This is a genomic window from Neisseria sp. 20925_1_37 (assembly GCF_041433255.1).
In the GTDB taxonomy this organism is placed as follows: Bacteria; Pseudomonadota; Gammaproteobacteria; order Burkholderiales; family Neisseriaceae; genus Neisseria; species Neisseria flavescens_D.
Window position 1 is genome coordinate 89605 of the sequence record NZ_JAPWBC010000003.1, and the last position, 15839, is coordinate 105443.

The 15839-nt window shown below is 48.7% G+C and carries 14 protein-coding genes; all 14 read left to right on the forward strand.

The genetic code is table 11. From position 1 onward, the window contains the following. The first annotated feature begins 266 nt into the window (after positions 1 to 266). The 14 genes from O3661_RS03250 to O3661_RS03315 all read left to right on the forward strand — a co-directional run bounded on the left by O3661_RS03250 (position 267) and on the right by O3661_RS03315 (position 15836). Positions 267 to 2018, forward strand: a complete 1752-nt coding sequence (locus O3661_RS03250) for a M61 family metallopeptidase (RefSeq protein WP_371492276.1) — start codon at positions 267 to 269, stop codon at positions 2016 to 2018. A gap of 78 nt (positions 2019 to 2096) precedes the next feature. After that, positions 2097 to 2537 (forward strand): TIGR01244 family sulfur transferase, encoded by a 441-nt coding sequence (locus O3661_RS03255; protein WP_371492277.1) that lies wholly within the window; start codon positions 2097 to 2099, stop codon positions 2535 to 2537. A gap of 436 nt (positions 2538 to 2973) precedes the next feature. Then, positions 2974 to 3270 (forward strand): helix-turn-helix domain-containing protein, encoded by a 297-nt coding sequence (locus O3661_RS03260; protein ID WP_371492278.1) that lies wholly within the window; start codon positions 2974 to 2976, stop codon positions 3268 to 3270. 19 nt (positions 3271 to 3289) lie between these two features. After that, positions 3290 to 5848, forward strand: a complete 2559-nt coding sequence (gene glnD / locus O3661_RS03265; RefSeq protein WP_371492279.1) for a [protein-PII] uridylyltransferase — start codon at positions 3290 to 3292, stop codon at positions 5846 to 5848. 791 nt (positions 5849 to 6639) lie between these two features. Next, positions 6640 to 7107 (forward strand): pilin, encoded by a 468-nt coding sequence (locus tag O3661_RS03270; RefSeq protein ID WP_371492280.1) that lies wholly within the window; start codon positions 6640 to 6642, stop codon positions 7105 to 7107. A gap of 106 nt (positions 7108 to 7213) precedes the next feature. Further along, entirely contained in the window at positions 7214 to 7687 is a 474-nt protein-coding gene (locus O3661_RS03275) for a pilin (RefSeq protein ID WP_371492281.1), read from the forward strand. Between the two features lie 404 nt (positions 7688 to 8091). Next, positions 8092 to 8574, forward strand: coding sequence for an Lrp/AsnC family transcriptional regulator (locus O3661_RS03280; RefSeq protein ID WP_003684427.1), 483 nt, complete (start codon positions 8092 to 8094; stop codon positions 8572 to 8574). 117 nt (positions 8575 to 8691) lie between these two features. Next, positions 8692 to 9288 carry a DUF1415 domain-containing protein gene (locus O3661_RS03285; protein WP_049329016.1) on the forward strand — a complete coding sequence of 199 codons (597 nt, stop codon included), beginning with the start codon at positions 8692 to 8694 and terminating at the stop codon, positions 9286 to 9288. Positions 9289 to 9302: 14 nt separating this feature from the next. Beyond that, on the forward strand, positions 9303 to 9662 hold the full coding sequence (locus O3661_RS03290) for a YbaN family protein (protein WP_371492282.1): 360 nt from the start codon (positions 9303 to 9305) through the stop codon (positions 9660 to 9662). A 443-nt stretch (positions 9663 to 10105) separates the two neighbouring features. After that, complete coding sequence (locus O3661_RS03295) at positions 10106 to 11524, forward strand: sodium:proton antiporter (protein WP_371492283.1); 1419 nt, start codon at positions 10106 to 10108, stop codon at positions 11522 to 11524. A 338-nt stretch (positions 11525 to 11862) separates the two neighbouring features. After that, complete coding sequence (locus O3661_RS03300; RefSeq protein ID WP_371492284.1) at positions 11863 to 13206, forward strand: Na(+)-translocating NADH-quinone reductase subunit A; 1344 nt, start codon at positions 11863 to 11865, stop codon at positions 13204 to 13206. 2 nt (positions 13207 to 13208) lie between these two features. Continuing rightward, complete coding sequence (locus O3661_RS03305) at positions 13209 to 14441, forward strand: NADH:ubiquinone reductase (Na(+)-transporting) subunit B (RefSeq protein WP_254323982.1); 1233 nt, start codon at positions 13209 to 13211, stop codon at positions 14439 to 14441. Continuing rightward, positions 14434 to 15210, forward strand: a complete 777-nt coding sequence (locus O3661_RS03310; protein WP_070765262.1) for a Na(+)-translocating NADH-quinone reductase subunit C — start codon at positions 14434 to 14436, stop codon at positions 15208 to 15210. Before O3661_RS03305 ends, O3661_RS03310 begins: the two co-directional genes overlap by 8 nt. Next, entirely contained in the window at positions 15210 to 15836 is a 627-nt protein-coding gene (locus O3661_RS03315; RefSeq protein ID WP_003684313.1) for an NADH:ubiquinone reductase (Na(+)-transporting) subunit D, read from the forward strand. The genes O3661_RS03310 and O3661_RS03315 overlap by 1 nt, the downstream gene beginning before the upstream one ends. Positions 15837 to 15839: the final 3 nt, after the last annotated feature.

A 15839-nucleotide genomic window follows, 5' to 3' on the forward strand; every position in this document is an offset into this window, starting at 1 on the left:
GCGCAATACGGCCAAGGCTCAAATTTTTCTAAATTTAACATAGACACCACAACATGCCAAGCAAAATTACATTCCACATTGCATAAAATATTTAGCAAGACATAAATTCATTTCTTTTATAATCAATAAATTATTAAAACATACGCATTAAATCGGACATGGTATTTTTTCAAGCCCCCTTTTTCATACAGTTTTATTGATATAGATTAAGCCCACCCCTTAAAACCCCTTATTCTTAATAAACTTTAGCAAATTAACCAATAGCCATGATTAATTACAAAATTACTCCCAACTTTCTGTCTCATGAATGGCACATCACCTTATCATTCACTCAAACCAATGATTCAGAAACAGAAATCAGCTTACCCAACTGGGTTCCCGGCAGCTACCTCATCCGTGACTTTGCCCGCCATATCACGCACATCAGCGCGCGCTGCAACGGCAAAGCCCAGCCGCTGACACAAACCAGCAAAAACCATTGGCAAACCCCTGCCCTCAGTGGAGCGTGGGAAATTTACTACACTGTTTACGCATTCGACTTATCCGTTCGCGGCTCGTTCCTCAGCACCGAGCGCGGCTTTTTCGACGGCGCGTGTCTATTCTTAAAAGTCCACGGACAAGAACACCGGCCACATCAAATCGAATTTTCCACCCTGCCGCACACATGGCAGATAGCCACCACCCTGCCCCAAACCTCGGCGACCACTTTTCAGACGGCCTCATACGCCGAGCTTATCGACCACCCGGTTGAAACAGGCATCATCGAATTTCTCGAATTTGAAGCACAAGGCATTCCCCACCGTATTGCATTAAGCGGCATCTATCCCGATTTTGACCGCGCCCGCTTCCTCGCCGATATTCAAAAAATCTGCGAAACCGAGTTGGCGATGTTCCCCTCCCCTGCCCCGTTTACCAAATACCTTTTCTTACTACATCTGGGCGACAACCTCTACGGCGGGCTGGAACACATCAGCAGCACCGCCCTGCTCGCCGACCGCCATACTCTGCCACCCTATAATATGAACGAGGCCGACAAAGCCTATACCGAATTGCTCGGCCTTTTCTCCCACGAATACTTCCACGCATGGAACGTCAAATCCATCAAACCGGCCGTATTCGCACCTTATAACCTCGACCAAGAAAACTACACCGAGCAACTTTGGGCATTTGAAGGCATTACCTCCTACTACGACGACCTCTTTCTAGCCCGAAGCAAAACCATCAGCCCCGAAGCCTACCTTACCCTGCTTGCACAAAGCATCACACGCGTCCAGCAGACACAAGGCCGTCTGAAACAAACACTTGCCCAATCCAGTTTCAGCGCATGGGACAAGTTCTACAAACAAGACGAAAACAGCCCCAACGCCATCGTCAGCTATTATCAAAAAGGCGCACTGGCCGCACTTTGCCTCGACCTCATCATCCGTGAAAAAAGCCAAGGCAAATACACCCTCGACAGCGTGATGCAGCAACACTATCGCGACTGGTGCAACACCCATCAAGGCATACCCGAAAAACACTGGCAATCCCGTTGCCAAGAAATGACCGGTTTAGATTTAGAAACCTTCTTTCAGACGGCCTTATACAGCACCGAAGACCTTCCGCTCGCAGAATGCCTGCAAAGCGTAGGTGTCAAACTCGACTTTATTCCACTACCTCGCCAACATGGCGGAGCATTTGCCAGCGAACCTCAATCGGTTGTCCCCGCCAACGATTTGGGCGCACGTTTCAAACAAAACGGCGACCATGCCGTCCTGACTCATGTATTTAATGGCGGCAGTGTAGAAAATGCCGGACTCTGCCCGCAAGACAAAATCATCGCCCTAGGCGGCTATGCCTGCAACGACCTTGCAGCGCAATGGAGCAAACTGCCTATCGGGACACGCACTACCATCCATTTCTTCCGCCAAGGCCTGTTGCGCGAGACTAGTATTACAGTTCAAGCGGCAGAAGCCAATACTGCCCTGCTGCACATTACCGATCGCCAAAAACTCGAAAACTGGTTGTACAATCATTAAATAAAACTTCAGACGGCCTGCTAATTCACAGGCCGTCTGAAATCAACATACCCATTTAACATAAAGAAAGGAAAAACTATGCCCATCCGTAAACTGACCGACACCCTCTATATCGCCCCCCAACTGACCGAAGCCGATGTCCAAGAAGCCGTACGTCTCGGCATCCAAACCGTCATCTGCAACCGCCCGGACGGCGAAGAAGAAAACCAACCGGCTTTTGCCGAAGTGCAAAACTGGTTTAAAGAGGCCGGCATCAACCAATTTTCCCACCAGCCCGTCGTCGCGCCTCAAATCAACGCAGCCGATGTCGCAGCCTTCCAAAATCTGTTGCAAAAATCTCCGGCTCCTATTCTTGCCTTCTGCCGTACCGGCACACGTTGCTCCCTGCTTTGGGGTTATCATCAAGTGCAACACGGCGCATCCGTAGCCGAAGTAGTTGCCGCAGCCGAACAGGCTGGCGTCAACCTCAGCAACTTTGAGACCCGCCTACAAGAAGCCAAAGATAAAGGTTTGGCTTAATACTTTATTTATATATAAGTAGTAGCCTTCAAACCAATCAGGCCGTCTGAAACCCATTTTTCAGACGGCCTAATGACTTTTATTCACAATCAAACCTTATTTTTAATTTATTTCCACTATCCTAAAAATATATTTTCTAAATTAAGCCCGAATTGACCTGTATCAATACCCTGACCCTATTTTCATTTATAATGCCTTTCAATGCTTCAGGGCCAAGCCCGAATCCTCCAGTTTTCCTCTATAAGAGCCAGCTCTCTTATTAAATGATTTTTCTTTCCTCTTGATGTGTGTGTGTTTGGGTGTGGCCGAAAGCCACCCCCTTTTTTTATACCTACCCCCTTTAAGGCCGTCTGAAAACTTTCAGACGGCCTTTCCTTTCCCCTCACAAAAATAGTATAAAATCCCCTTATCGTTCAAACCACAAACCCAAAATACCATGGTCAACAAACTCACTCCCCCTCCAAGCCTGCCCGATCCGCAAGACCTCCGAGCCGTTATCGCCTACAACATGCGCCTCTACCGCATTAATCACGGCTGGTCGCAAGAAGAACTGGCACGCCAATGCGGACTGGACCGCACCTACGTCTCCGCCGTCGAGCGCAAACGCTGGAACATAGCCCTTTCCAACATCGAAAAAATCGCATCCGCACTCAAAATCGCCCCTTACAAACTCCTCCTTCCGCCGCAAGAAATGCTCCGCCAAATGACCGAGCCTGCCGATACCCAAGCCTAATTCACAACCAGATACCATCATGACCGCCGCCCAACAAGCCATCCAAACCTACCAGCAACAAAAAGCCGCAGCAGAAACTGCCTACCGCCAAAACAACCGCCCTACCGCTTACTTCCGCGACCATATCGCCGCTGCCGAAACCCTGCTGCAAACCCTCTGGCAAATCCACTTCCCCAACAGCAATGACATCAGTCTGATTGCCATCGGCGGCTTCGGACGTTGTGAACTCTACCCCCATTCTGACTGGGACTTAGCGATTATTTCCTCCACTCCTTTTTCAGACGACCTGCAACAACAAACCACCCAATTTATCCAAACCCTTTGGGACGCACGCCTCAATCCGGCCATCAAAAGCGGCAGCATAGAAGAAATCCTCCAAAGCACCCAAAACGACATTACCGGCGAAACCGCCTTTCTTGAGGCACGCCACCTACAAGGCAATGCCGACCTTACCGTACAACTTCTAAACAAACTCAACACACGCCGCGACACAGCCGCCTTTATCGAAGCCAAACTCCTCGAAATGGAGCAACGCCACACCAAATCCCAAGGCACAGGCGCACAACTCGAACCCAACATCAAAACCTGCCCCGGCGGCCTGCGCGACATCCACACCCTTATCTGGACAGCCAAAGCACAAGGCATAGACAGCAACCCCACTGCCCTCGTTACCGCCGGCGTCCTCACACGCACCGAAGCCGGCATGCTGGCTCATGGCTACCGCCGCCTCGCCAACATCCGCATTCACCTCCACCTTACCGCCGACCGCCCCGAAGACAGGCTGCTTTTCGACTACCAGTCCCAAGTTGCCGAAAGCTTAGGCTACACCCAACCCGACATCCGCGGCCGAAGCGAAGCCCTGATGCACACCTTCTACCGCGCCACCAAAGCTATCAAACAACTCAACGGCATCCTCATTCCGGTTCTCAAAAACCATCAAACCTCCAGCCGTCCCCAACATATCCACCCCATCGACAGCCGCTACAAACGCATCGGCCACCAAATCGCCGCCAACGATCTTGCCCTGTTCGAGCGAAATCCCGAACACATCTTCACCATCATCCAAACCATGCAGGAGCAAAACATCACCACCATCGAGCCGCAAACCCTGCGCGCATGGTGGGCGGCCACACGAAAAATCAACACCCGTTTCACCCAAAATCCAGAAAACCGCCGCCGCTTTATCCAATTCTTCAAACACGGCACCGGCCTTACCCAAACCCTACGTTTTCTCAACCTCTACGGCGTACTCGGCCGCTATCTCCCCGCATGGGAAAAAATCACCGGCCTGCTCCAACACGACCTCTTCCATATTTACCCCGTAGACGACCACATCCTGACCGTTGTCCGCAATATGCGCCGTCTCGCCATCGAAACCCACAGCCACGAAATGCCCGAGGCCAGCGCCATCATGCAGGCCTACCCACGACCACATATCCTCTACACCGCCGCCCTGCTGCACGACATCGCCAAAGGCCGTGGCGGCGATCACGCAAAAGAAGGCATCAAAGACGCACAACAATTCGCCGCCAACCACTACTACACCGAAGAAGAAAGCCATCTCCTCGCATGGCTGGTTGAAAACCACCTGCTCATGTCCACCGTTGCCCAAAAAGAAGACATCCAAGACCCGCACGTCCTCCAAGCCTTCTGCCGCCGTATTCCCACACGCGAATACCTCGACGCACTCTACCTGCTTACCATTGCCGACATCCGCGGCACCAACCCCAAACTTTGGAACACATGGCGCGCCAGTCTGCTCCAAACTCTCTACCACAGCACCGCCGCCGTTTTAAACAGCAAAAACCACGATCCCGAACGCCTCCCCAATAGACGCGAACAAGCCTCGACCGATCAGCTCACACGCGCGGCCGTTCCCCTCAAAAACCAACAAAAACTCCGCCGCATCCTCGGCAGTGCATACTACGTCCGCCATCAGACTCGGGAAATCCTCTGGCACACCGCAAACCTTGCCTACGACACCCAAAGCCCGGCCGTCCGCAGCCGCATCCTTCCCCAAAGCAACAGCCTTCAAGTCATGGTATTCATGCCCAATGGCGACCGCCTCTTCGCACGCCTCTGCCGCATCTTCAGCAGCCATCGATTCGACATCCAAGCCGCCCGCGCCTTCATTACCGAGCACGACTACATCCTCGACACCTTTATCCTGCAACTTCCCGACAATCTCCCGCCCGAAGAATATCCCGACCGCCAAAGCGCACTCGAAGCCGAGCTCAACAGCTTCATCCACGGCAATACCACCGTCCAAAAACAAAGCGGCCGCCCACACATCAGCCGCCGCATCCGCCACATTCCCATTCCGCCTACCGTAATCATCACCCCCGAAGAAGATTATCCCGGCTGGCACACCATAGACATCACCGCCGTCAACCGCCCCCATCTCCTCGCCGACATCGCCGAGACCTTCTTCGCTCACAACATCAGCCTGCGCTACGCCAAAATCACCACCTTAGATCAGCGCATTGAGGACAGCTTCATCACCTACAGCCCATCCCTGCAAGACCCGCAAACCCAAAACACCCTAAAACAAGCATTGATCGAAGTCTTGACCCCATAAAGGCCGTCTGAACATCTTAAAAACATAGGGTGAGCAATTTTTGCTCACCCTAATCACATCCAAATTATAAACATCCTGAATATATCCTTCTAAAACACTCAAGAAATCCAAAGCCTTAAAATTCGAAACCAAAACTTCCTTCTGACATAAAACTACATTCTAAAATCATAACCCATATGAATATAATTCCAATAACAAATTTTCATTCACCTATTACACCAAACCCTCTTTAAAAATCCTTCCTTCCCAATCTTCTCCTCATCCATATTCAAACAAAATACGCATACAAAATAAAACCTATAAAAAACAAAAAAATAAAATAAAAAAATATTAAACTCACCGATTAATCCATAAAGATACCGCCCATCTAAATCAATTAACATATTATTAAACAAGCTTAATTTCTGACAAAAAACGTCACACACCCAAACTTGTCTCCCTTTCCTGTCACAAAAAACACAAAACTGACAAAAAACGTCAACCCCCTAATTTCCTTAAAATCCTGAAACTTTCAAACAAAACCTCATAAAACTTAAAAATTAAAAAATAAACTCAATAAAAACAAAAAACAAAAAATAAAAAATAAAATTTTTAATCAGTTTTGCGCACTTGGCACACCGACTGCTTGAAACAACACGTCCGATAAGGCCCAAGCCTCAAAGCAGCAAGCCCGACGGAAGCTGTATATTCCTTCTTACTTTATGGTTTACTCATAATACAAAGTGCCAAGCACATTACGGACTTTTTACTTAAACATAATTATTCACACTTTCAAACTGGAGTTTTAATCAATGAAAGCAATCCAAAAAGGTTTTACCCTGATCGAATTGATGATCGTCATCGCCATCTTGGGCATTCTGGCCGTAATCGCTCTGCCTGCGTACCAAGACTACACCATCCGCGCCAAAGTATCTGAAGGCTTGGGCCTCGCGGCTCCCGCAAAATTGGCTGTAGTTGAAACTGCTGCTGCACTTGGTGGACTGGATGCGGTTACCGCTGAGAACAATGGTTATAAATTCGCAGCAACTAAATACGTTGAAAGCATTGCCGTTCAAAATAAGGGCATAATTAAAGTTGTAACTAAAGATACTGGAGCAGCAGTAAATCCTGCATTTACTCTGACTCCTAGCCAAGCAAAAGTTAGTAAAGATGCCGATGCAAAAGCTAATATTGAAGCACCAATCGAGTGGACGTGTACTAAAGATGCTGGTGAAGACAAACATTTGCCTGCTAACTGCCGAACTGCTACTAAGAAGTAATCCATAATATTCACATAAGCAGCATTTTTCAGATAAAAGCAAATCCCATAAGATTATTATGGGATTTGCTTTATAAAAATAAAAAACTTGAAAACGATACGCTCAAATGAATACCCCATTTCAAGCCCAAAAAGGTTTTACCCTGATTGAGCTGATGATAGTTATCGCCATCCTCGGTATTCTGGTTGTTGTTGCCGTGCCTACCTACCAAAACTATATCGGCAGGGCGCAAGCCTCCGAAGCACTATACCTTGCCGACGACCTGAAAACCGAAATCAGCATTGCCTCAGCGGTAAATAACCGCCTGCCCAATGCAGAGGATGTCAGCAAACAAGGCGCAATCGGCGTTACCGCTCAACGCATCGGCGGCACATACATCCAAAACGGTGGCGTAACTGTAGAAGCAGATACAGGCAAAATCAGTATTCCTTTCGATAAAGGGCAAAACAAAGGCAAAGTCCTGACCCTGACCCCTTATCGAATTAACAATGACTCGACTTGGTTGCTTAACTGGCAATGCGGCGGAACACTGGATCCGATGATGATCCCCGCCATGTGCCGTGACAATTCAAACGGATAACAACCAAGCTCATACCCTACAAAAAACACAAAAATACATTGCGAAGAAAACACCCCAAACAAAGCCAAATACAAACGCGGAAAACGAACAAAAGCAAAAGAAACCAAACTCTCCAAAACAAGGTCATTAAGAGCCTGAATCATCACATTACGAGAATAAATGCCGTCTGAAATCCATTTTCAGACGGCCTCTTTATATTTAATCCTGATCCGACAGAAAAGTTTTAACTTGATTGGTTCAGACGGCCCTCGTCTTTTCACCACTACATAAAACAAATTCGCAACACTCCTGATAAGACAATTTGTCGCCCATCTGAACTCAATATATAATTTAACCATACAAGTCTTTATTTTTAAGCATTTTTCATTTTTAAAACATACATTGCCTACATTGGGAGAAACATCATGCCTCATCTGAATTTAGATAAAACGGATTTAAAGATTCTGCAGGTTTTGCAGGAAAACGGGAGGTTGAGCAATGTTGAGCTTTCTGAAAAGGTGGCGCTCTCCCCTTCTCCCTGCCTGCGCCGTCTCAAGCAGCTTGAAGATGCGGGCATTATTCAAAAATACGCCGCCCAGCTTTCCCCGGTCTCTTTGGGCTTGGGTTTGCAGGCTTTTATCCGTGTATCGATTAGCAAGGCAAAAGATGCGCGCGAGGATTTTTCCGAATCTGTCCGCGCTTGGCCGGAAGTATTGAGCTGCTTTGCGTTAACGGGTGAAACCGACTACCTGCTCCATGCCTTTTTTACCGATATGAACGCGTTTTCCCATTTTGTTTTGGACACACTGCTTTCGCACCACGGCGTGCAAGATGCGCAATCGAGTTTTGTGTTGAAAGAAATTAAAAACACGACCGCTCTGCCTTTGGTTCATTTGGTTCAGGATTAATGATTTGAAACTGATGAAGGCCGTCTGTTGTTCAGACGGCCTTTTAAATTTCTATGGTTTGCGTTCACTACCATGCACTTGTATACTTTTTAAGAATAATTCACATAAGCTTTTACCATGACTGACACCGCCCATCTCGATACCAATACTGTTTCAGAACATACCAAACAATGGCTGGAAAAAGCCGTTATCGGGCTGAATCTTTGCCCGTTTGCCAAAGCGCCACACGTTAAAAACCTGGTTCGCATCGTTGTCAGCGAAGCCCGTCATTTGGACGGTTTCCTTGAGGACTTGGATCGTGAATTGCAGCTTCTGGGCAATACGCCCGCTTCGGAATTGGAAACCACTTTACTGGTTCATCCGACGCTATTCCCTGATTTTGAAACCTTCAACCAAATGCTGGAAATTGCCGATGATGCCGTTGTTGAAAACGAATTGGAAGGCATTGTCCAAATTGCGCCGTTCCATCCCGATTTTCAATTTGAAGGCACAGAAGCCGACGACATCAGCAACTACACCAACCGCTCGCCCTACCCGACCTTGCATCTGATTCGTGAAGACAGTATTGCCAAAGCGGCTGAAGCATTTCCCGATGCCTCGGCAATTTTTGACCGCAATATCGCGCTGCTGGAAAAAATGGGGCATGAAGGTTGGGATAAGTTAGACATTCCGCGTTGTCCATTTCCGCATCACAAGCCGTCTGAAAACAAATAATTGGTGATGGAAAGATGATTCGTCATCTGTTGATTTTTTGCGGCGCATTGTCGCTCGTCTTGGGCATTATCGGCATTTTCCTGCCATTACTGCCGACTACGCCTTTCATTTTATTGACCGCAGCCTGCTGGGCAAAAGCTTCGCCGCGCTTTCACAATTGGCTCTATCATCACCGCCATTTCGGCCCCATCATACAAAACTGGGAAAACAACGGCGCCGTGCCGCGCAAGGCAAAGTTCTTCGCTATCGGCATGATGACCTTTTCCTGCCTGTTGATGTTTTGGCGGTTTCCGGAACGCTGGTGGATTGGTGCCGTTTCATCAATCTTCTGTAGCTGCGTGGCTGTGTGGATGTGGTTACGGCCGGAGGCATAAAGTAAAGCAGGTGGACATTTTCACTCACCTGTTTTTTTTGTTTTCACACCTAATTTATCCATTAAAACAATCAGTAAGAACCAAAACACTCTATTCAAACCTCATTTTTCAGACGGCCTCCATTTATTCAATTAAATGTAAATTTTAGCTAAAATTAATTCAAAGTATTTTTTCGATAGTATTATTTCTGAGATTTCAAACCCCTGTTTTAAAAAATTTTTTTATTACCTTCAACTATTCTATTTATTTTGATTCCTTTATTTGCATCAACATTTCTTTTGATTCCAACACTCTAAACCGTCCCTTAACACTTGCTTTGCGTTATACTTTCCCCTGACACAACCGCGCAGTTCGTCTGGATATTTTCAGACGGCCTGAATATTTCACCGCCGTGCTTTCTCAACGAAGTTTCTAACGGTGCAACAGAATAAAAAGGAAATACTATGCGCTCTCTCTCATTTTTACTGCTTCTTGCCGCCTTTCCTGCCTCGGCATCCGATTTTGACGGCTCATCCGCAAGCCTGCTTTGGGGTCTGCCGTTTGCACTGATTCTCTTGTCCATTGCACTCGGACCTCTGTTTTTCTCCCATACTTGGCACCACCACTTCGGCAAAATTACGGCGTTTTGGACGCTGCTGTTTTTAACTCCATTCATCGTAACCTTTGGTTTCGGAGCCGGCGTACATACCGTTGCCCATGCGTTGGTTGAAGAATATATCCCCTTTATCCTGCTGCTTTTAGCGCTCTATACCATTTCAGGCGGTATTTTTGTCAGCGGCGATTTGCACGGCTCGCCTAAATTGAATACAACCCTGTTGGCAGTCGGCACGGCTTTGTCTTCCATCATGGGGACAACAGGCGCGGCGATGTTGATGATTCGTCCGCTTTTGAAAGCCAACCATAAACGCCACTACCGCGTTCACATCGTGATTTTCTTCATTTTCTTGGTAGCAAATATCGGCGGCGGGCTGACTCCTTTAGGCGATCCTCCGCTGTTCTTAGGATTCCTGAAAGGCGTAGATTTCATGTGGACGGTCAAACACATGCTGATACCTGTATTGATTAGTTCTGTGATTTTGCTGGCCGTTTTCTACATCATTGACAGCCGACACTTCAACCGTGAACAAAGCGAGCACCTTGCTCCCGCTCCTTCCGATAAAGAAGAAAAAATCAAAATTTACGGCAAATGGAATTTCCTGTTACTGGCCGGCGTAGTCGGTGCGGTTTTGCTGTCCGGTTTGTGGAAACCAAATCATCCGGGCTTTGAAATCTTGGGCAGCCATTACGCTTTGCAAAACCTGATGCGCGATGGCATTTTGCTGGCTTTGACCGCCGTATCTTGGATTATCACGCCCAAACAGGTACGCGCAGGCAATGAGTTCAACTTCGAGCCGATTGCCGAAGTGGGCAAACTGTTTTTGGGTATTTTCATTACCATTTCCCCCGTCTTGGCAATTTTGAAAGCCGGCGAAACAGGTGCATTGGCTTCCGTTGTTTCTCTGGTTCACGACTCGGCAGGCAATCCGATTAATGTGATGTATTTCTGGATGAGCGGCATTTTGTCGGCATTCTTGGATAACGCGCCGACTTATTTGGTGTTCTTCAATATGGCCGGTGGCGATGCCCAAGCCTTGATGACAGGCCATCTGTTCCATTCGCTGCTGGCAGTATCCATGGGTTCCGTATTTATGGGTGCGCTCACTTATATCGGTAATGCGCCGAACTTCATGGTAAAAGCCATTGCCGAACAACGCGGCGTACCGATGCCTTCCTTCTTCGGCTATATGGCATGGTCGGTGATTGTATTGGTACCGCTGTTTGCCCTGCATACGATGATTTTCTTCGTTTGGCAGCTCTTTTAAACTTAGAGGCCGTCTGAAACTCAGACGGCCTTTTATTTTCAGCTATATCATCAAATATAGCGTTTAAATATCAATCAGTTAAAATTTATTCCCCTTAACACTCGATTACACATTCCTACTTTTTTCCCACTTTTCCCGTAAAAATAAGCGTAAAACTGACATAAAGCAGCCTATACCTGATAAAATCTAAAGCTTTGTTGTTTGCGTTTATTCGTTGTTTTTATAGCAAACCTCTGATTTTTTTCAGACGGCCCATCCTTTGTTTCAAAGCATTACATGCCGTCTGAAAAAACAATCCGACATCCGAATCTCAACCCACCAAAAAGTAACGCATCCTTATGATTAAGATAAAAAAAGGCTTAGACCTGCCTATCGCAGGCAGACCGGAGCAAGTCATTTATGACGGCCCGGCCATTACCGAAGTCGCGTTGCTTGGCGAAGAATATGTCGGCATGCGCCCCTCGATGAAAATCAAGGAAGGCGAAGCCGTCAAAAAAGGCCAAGTGCTGTTTGAAGACAAAAAGAATCCGGGCGTAGTATTTACTGCTCCGACTTCAGGCAAAATCGCCGCTATTCACCGTGGCGAAAAGCGCGTACTTCAGTCAGTCGTGATTGCCGTTGAAGGCAACGACGAAATCGAGTTCGATCGCTACGCACCTGAAGCGCTGGCAAAATTGAGCAGCGAAGAAGTGCGCCGCAACCTGATCCAATCCGGTTTGTGGACTGCGCTGCGCACCCGTCCGTTCAGCAAAATTCCTGCCGTTGATGCCGAACCGTTCGCCATCTTCGTCAATGCGATGGACACCAATCCGCTGGCTGCCGATCCTACGGTCATCATCAAAGAAGCCGCCGAAGACTTCAAACGCGGCCTGTTGGTATTGAGCCGCCTGACCGAGCGTAAAATCCATGTGTGTAAAGCAGCCGGCGCAGACGTGCCGTCTGAAAACGCTGCCAACATCGAAACACATGAATTTGGCGGCCCGCATCCTGCCGGTTTGAGCGGCACGCACATTCATTTCATCGAGCCAGTCGGTGCAAATAAAACTGTTTGGACCGTCAATTATCAAGATGTGATTGCCATTGGCCGTTTGTTTACAACAGGCCGTCTGAACACCGAGCGCGTGATTGCCTTGGGTGGCTCTCAAGTCAACAAACCGCGCCTCTTGCGTACCGTTTTGGGTGCGAAAGTATCGCAAATTACTGCGGGCGAATTGGTTGACGCAGACAACCGCGTGATTTCCGGCTCAGTATTGAACGGCGCGATTGCACAAGGCGCGCACGATTACCTCGGCCGCTACCACAATCAGATTTCGGTTATCGAAGAAGGCCGCAGCAAAGAGCTGTTCGGCTGGGTTGCGCCGCAGCCGGACAAATACTCCATCACGCGCACAACCCTCGGCCATTTCCTGAAAAACAAACTCTTCAAGTTCAACACAGCCGTCAACGGCGGCGACCGCGCCATGGTACCGATCGGCACTTACGAACGCGTGATGCCCTTGGACATCCTGCCTACCCTGCTCTTGCGCGATTTAATCGTCGGCGATACCGACAGCGCTCAGGCACTGGGTTGCTTGGAATTGGACGAAGAAGACCTCGCTTTGTGCAGCTTCGTCTGCCCGGGCAAATACGAATACGGCCCGCTGTTGCGCAAGGTGCTGGAAACCATTGAGAAGGAAGGCTGATTATGGGCTTGAAACATTTTCTTGAAAAAATCGAACCGCACTTCCTGCCGGGCGGCAAACATGAAAAATGGTATGCCCTCTACGAAGCTGCGGCGACGATTTTCTATACATCCGGCGCGGTAACGCGCAAAGCGGCCCACGTCCGCGATGCGCTCGACTCCAAGCGCATGATGATTTTGGTGTGGCTGGCTTTGTTCCCTGCCATGTTCTACGGCATGTACAACGTCGGCGCGCAGGCATTCGGTGCGTTAACGCCTGATTTGCTGCAACAAAATATCGCCAACGACTGGCATTACGCCCTTGCCAACGCTTTGGGCATCAATATGTCGTCTGAAGCGGGCGTGCTGGGCAAAATGCTGTTCGGCGCGATTTTCTTCCTGCCGATTTACGCGACTGTATTTATTGTGGGCGGCTTCTGGGAAGTCTTGTTCGCCACTGTACGCAAACACGAAATCAACGAAGGTTTCTTCGTAACTTCGATTCTGTTTGCTTTGATCGTTCCCCCTACCCTGCCTTTGTGGCAAGCGGCTTTGGGTATTTCTTTCGGCGTTGTGGTTGCAAAAGAAGTATTCGGCGGTACAGGTAAAAACTTCATGAACCCTGCTCTTGCAGGCCGTGCGTTCCTGTTCTTTGCCTACCCTGCCAACATTACCGGCGATACCATTTGGACTGCAGTTGACGGCTATTCTGGTGCTACTGCTTTGGCGCAATGGGCGGCACACGGTGCAGACGGCCTGAAAAACGCTGTAACCGGTCAAAACATTTCTTGGATGGACGCATTTATCGGTAATGTGCCCGGCTCAATCGGCGAAGTGTCCACTTTGGCGCTCTTAATCGGCGGCGCGTTTATCGTGTTCACCCGTATTGCCTCTTGGCGCATTATTGCCGGTGTGATGATCGGTATGATTGCCATGTCTTCACTGTTTAACTTCATCGGTTCGGACACCAACGCCATGTTCTCCATGCCTTGGTACTGGCACTTGGTGGTCGGCGGCTTCGCCATCGGTATGCTGTTTATGGCGACCGACCCTGTTTCCGCTTCCTTTACCAATGTCGGCAAATGGTGGTACGGCGCGCTTATCGGTGTAATGTGCGTGTTGATCCGCGTGGTCAACCCTGCTTACCCCGAAGGCATGATGTTGGCGATCCTGTTTGCCAACCTGTTTGCCCCGATTTTCGACTATTTCGTCGCACAAGCGAACATCAAACGCAGAAAGGCGCGCAGCAATGGCTAAGAAATTCGATAAAGACAGCTTCAGCGGCACGCTGATTGTGGTATTGGTTGTCAGCCTGATTTGTTCCATCATCGTTGCTGGTGCGGTCGTCGGCTTGAAACCTATCCAAGAGAAACAAAAACTCCAAGACAAACAAGGCTATATCTTAAGCGTAGCCGGTTTGATGGATAAAAACACCGACATCAGCAAAACCTTTGCCGAACGTATCGAGCAACGTGTCGTGGACTTGGCAACTGGCGAATACGTCGCCGATGCGCCTAAAGACTTCAGCGCACGCGTTGCTGGCAAAGACCCTGCCCAAAGCATCCAAATCAAACCCGAAGACGATTTGGCAGGCATCAAAAGCCGCGCCAAATACACTGAGGTTTACTTGGTAAAAGGCGAAGACGGCAAAGTCAGCCAAATCATCCTGCCTATGCACGGCAATGGTTTGTGGTCTGTCATGTACGGTTTTGTCGCCATCCAACCCGACGGCAACACCATTAACGGCATCACCTACTACGACCAAGGTGAAACCCCGGGTTTGGGCGGCGAAATCGGCAATCCGTTGTGGCAACAAAAATTCGTCGGCAAAAAACTGTTTGACGAACAAGGCAAACTCGCCCTGCATGTTGGCAAAGGCGCAAGTTCGGACAAAGAACACGGCGTAGATGCCCTCTCCGGCGCATCGCTGACATCTAAAGGTGTGCAAGGTTCGTTCGCCTACTGGTTCGGCGAAAACGGCTATATCCCCTACCTGAACAAATTAAAATCAGCAGGAGCACAATAATGGCTGACATGAAACGCTTGAAATATTTGATGTTTTCACCCTTTATCGACAATAACCCGATTGCCTTGCAGGTTTTGGGAATTTGTTCGGCTTTGGCGGTTACCACCAAACTTCAGACGGCCATCGTAATGGGTATTTCCGTAGCTTTGGTAACCGGTTTTTCCAGCTTCTTCATTTCTTTGGTACGCAACTACATCCCCAACAGCATCCGTATTATTGTGCAAATGGCAATTGTTGCTTCTTTGGTAACGCTGGTTGACCAACTGCTCCAAGCTTTTGCTTATGAGCTGTCCAAGCAGCTGTCCGTATTCGTCGGCCTGATTATTACCAACTGTATCGTGATGGGCCGTGCCGAAGCATTCGCCATGAAAGAACCGCCGCTGGAAAGCTTGGTTGACGGTATCGGCAACGGCGCAGGTTACGGCATGATGTTGATCATCATCGCAACCATCCGCGAACTGATCGGCTCAGGCAAGCTCTTTGGCTACACCATTTTCCAAACAGTACAAGATGGCGGCTGGTATCAAACCAACGGCTTGTTCCTGCTCGCCCCCAGCGCGTTCTTCATCATCGGCTTCTTGGTATGGGGTCTGCGCACTTGGAAACCTGAACAGGCGGAGAAATAACAC

Coding starts and splice junctions, on each gene's coding strand:
- O3661_RS03250 (WP_371492276.1), top strand. CDS start 267: ATGATTAATTACAAAATTACTCCCAACTTTCTGTCTCATGAATGGCAC.
- O3661_RS03255 (WP_371492277.1), top strand. CDS start 2,097: ATGCCCATCCGTAAACTGACCGACACCCTCTATATCGCCCCCCAACTG.
- O3661_RS03260 (WP_371492278.1), top strand. CDS start 2,974: ATGGTCAACAAACTCACTCCCCCTCCAAGCCTGCCCGATCCGCAAGAC.
- glnD (WP_371492279.1), top strand. CDS start 3,290: ATGACCGCCGCCCAACAAGCCATCCAAACCTACCAGCAACAAAAAGCC.
- O3661_RS03270 (WP_371492280.1), top strand. CDS start 6,640: ATGAAAGCAATCCAAAAAGGTTTTACCCTGATCGAATTGATGATCGTC.
- O3661_RS03275 (WP_371492281.1), top strand. CDS start 7,214: ATGAATACCCCATTTCAAGCCCAAAAAGGTTTTACCCTGATTGAGCTG.
- O3661_RS03280 (WP_003684427.1), top strand. CDS start 8,092: ATGCCTCATCTGAATTTAGATAAAACGGATTTAAAGATTCTGCAGGTT.
- O3661_RS03285 (WP_049329016.1), top strand. CDS start 8,692: ATGACTGACACCGCCCATCTCGATACCAATACTGTTTCAGAACATACC.
- O3661_RS03290 (WP_371492282.1), top strand. CDS start 9,303: ATGATTCGTCATCTGTTGATTTTTTGCGGCGCATTGTCGCTCGTCTTG.
- O3661_RS03295 (WP_371492283.1), top strand. CDS start 10,106: ATGCGCTCTCTCTCATTTTTACTGCTTCTTGCCGCCTTTCCTGCCTCG.
- O3661_RS03300 (WP_371492284.1), top strand. CDS start 11,863: ATGATTAAGATAAAAAAAGGCTTAGACCTGCCTATCGCAGGCAGACCG.
- O3661_RS03305 (WP_254323982.1), top strand. CDS start 13,209: ATGGGCTTGAAACATTTTCTTGAAAAAATCGAACCGCACTTCCTGCCG.
- O3661_RS03310 (WP_070765262.1), top strand. CDS start 14,434: ATGGCTAAGAAATTCGATAAAGACAGCTTCAGCGGCACGCTGATTGTG.
- O3661_RS03315 (WP_003684313.1), top strand. CDS start 15,210: ATGGCTGACATGAAACGCTTGAAATATTTGATGTTTTCACCCTTTATC.